This window comes from Nguyenibacter vanlangensis, assembly GCF_013376155.1.
GTDB lineage: Bacteria > Pseudomonadota > Alphaproteobacteria > Acetobacterales > Acetobacteraceae > Gluconacetobacter > Gluconacetobacter vanlangensis.
In genome coordinates, this window is sequence record NZ_JABXXP010000560.1 from 1 (window position 1) to 1,880 (window position 1,880).

The 1,880-nt window shown below is 66.8% G+C and carries 2 protein-coding genes; both read right to left on the reverse strand.

Features of this window, described 5'->3' with window-relative positions:
* A partial coding sequence (locus HUK84_RS16630) for a HAMP domain-containing protein (protein WP_246285743.1) occupies positions 1–849 on the reverse strand: 849 nt, incomplete at its 3' end.
* Positions 827–1,543: a response regulator transcription factor gene (locus tag HUK84_RS16635; protein WP_176641273.1), complete on the reverse strand. Its 717-nt coding sequence runs from the start codon at positions 1,541–1,543 to the stop codon at positions 827–829. The genes HUK84_RS16630 and HUK84_RS16635, both read right to left, overlap by 23 nt.
* Positions 1,544–1,880: the final 337 nt, after the last annotated feature.

Here is a 1,880-nt window from a genome sequence, read left to right on the forward strand (position 1 = left end):
GGCCGCATCGGGCAGGCGCTCGGCCAGGGCGGCGGCCTCCAGCCGCCGACGCAGGCGCGACAGCGGACGGCGCATGTCATGGGCGATGTCGTTGGACACCTGCTGCAGGCTGGAGATCAGGCGCTCGTTGCGCTCGAGCATGGCATTGAGGCTGTGCGCCAGGTGGTCGAATTCGTCATCCGCGCCCTGATAGGGAATCCGCTGCGCCATGTCCCCGCTCATGATCCGGCGCGCGGTCATGCTGATCGTCTCGATCCGGCCGAGGATGATGGCGCTGAGGATCATCCCGCCGCCTACCCCCAGCACCGAGAATCCCACCAGGCTCCATCCCACGATGATCCAGAAATCGCGCCGCAATTCGGTCAGGGACCGCGCATTCAACCCGACGAAGAAATAGCCGCCGTCATTCAGCAGCACGCCCTCGCCGTAGATCGCGCTTTCCGGTTCGCCATAAAGCTGGCGGTGCGCCCGCGACAGCCAGCGGCTGCCCGGCTGGGGGCGCAGATGCAGCATGTTGCCGGCCAGCACCCGGTTGGCGCCGTCTTCCAGCAGATAGAAGAAATCCGGCTCATGGCGGACCAGATTCTGGACCACCGGCCGGAAATGCGCCAGGTCCATCCCCCCGGCAGCCGAGATGACCTCGGTCCGCTCGGCCCGGACGGCCCGGCGGATCTGTTTTTCCAGCGAATGCTGGCTCTGCAGCCCCGACAGCAGGATCGCCAGCGCGCCCGACAGCATCAGAAAGCCGGCGAACAGCAGCACGATCCGGAAGGACAGGCTGGAGGTGATGCGATAGAGCGCGTCCAGCCTGCCCCTAACCGCCCCCCTAACCGCCACGGGAATGGTCAAGATCCACGTCCCTCAGGATATAGCCGACACCGCGGACCGTCTGGATCAGTTGCCGTCCGTCGTGACCCAGCTTGTCGCGCAGGCGGCTGATATGGGTTTCGACGATATTGGTACGCACGGGGAAATCCACGTTCCAGGCATAAAGCAGCAGCATCTGCCGCGACAGGACCGTTCCCGGGTTGCGCATGAAATATTCCAGAATCTTCACCTCCTGCGGCTGCAGATGCAGCCTGTCGCCATAGCGCGTGACCTCGCGGGTCAGCAGGTCCAGCGTGATTCCCGCCATCCGCAGGGTGGTGACATGCCGCGCCGGCCCCGCTCGCCGCAGCAGCACGGCCACCCGGGCGGCCAGTTCCCGGACCGCGAACGGCTTGACCAGATAATCGTCCGCCCCTCCGCGCAGGCCGTCGACCCGGCTGGCGACGCCGTCCATGGTGGTCAGGAACAGCACGGGCGTGCGGATCCCGGCCTCGCGCAGGCGGACCAGGACGGCCATCCCGTCCATGCCCGGCAACATCCGGTCCAGCACGATGATGTCCCATTCACACGAAAAGATCAGTGACAGCCCGTCGGTGCCGTTGGCCGCACAGGTGACGGCGATCCCGTCCTGCGCCAGGCCGTCGCAGACATAGGCGGCCGTATCGGGATCGTCCTCGACCAGCAGCAGGCGCGGGGGCGGTTGGTCGTCCGTCATGGTTCGTCCGTCATGGGGCGCGGCACAATAGCGGCCGCCGCCCCCCGCCCGTAAGGGCTGCCGGGAAAAGATTGGGGCCTTTTAAGAATCGTCGCCCGTTAAAGAACGTCGCCGGATACGCCGGAATGGACGATTGGGAGAATGTAAGCTGACAGGCTCTGCCGGAATCCGGCATCCTGCCCGCGTGGCCCGGCGCAGCGGGCCCGCCCGCGGGAGCCCGGACGCCGATGCTGCTATGGAGCCTGATCTTTGCCGTCTCGACCCTCGCCTTCGGCCTCAGCGCGGTCTCGGGGGGCGGGGCCGGACTGATCCTGATGCCGCTGCTGGGCCTGGCCGT

Bases quoted from the DNA above. Each gene is read 5' to 3' on its own strand.
- HUK84_RS16635 (WP_176641273.1), bottom strand. From the start codon at position 1,543: ATGACGGACGACCAACCGCCCCCGCGCCTGCTGCTGGTCGAGGACGAT.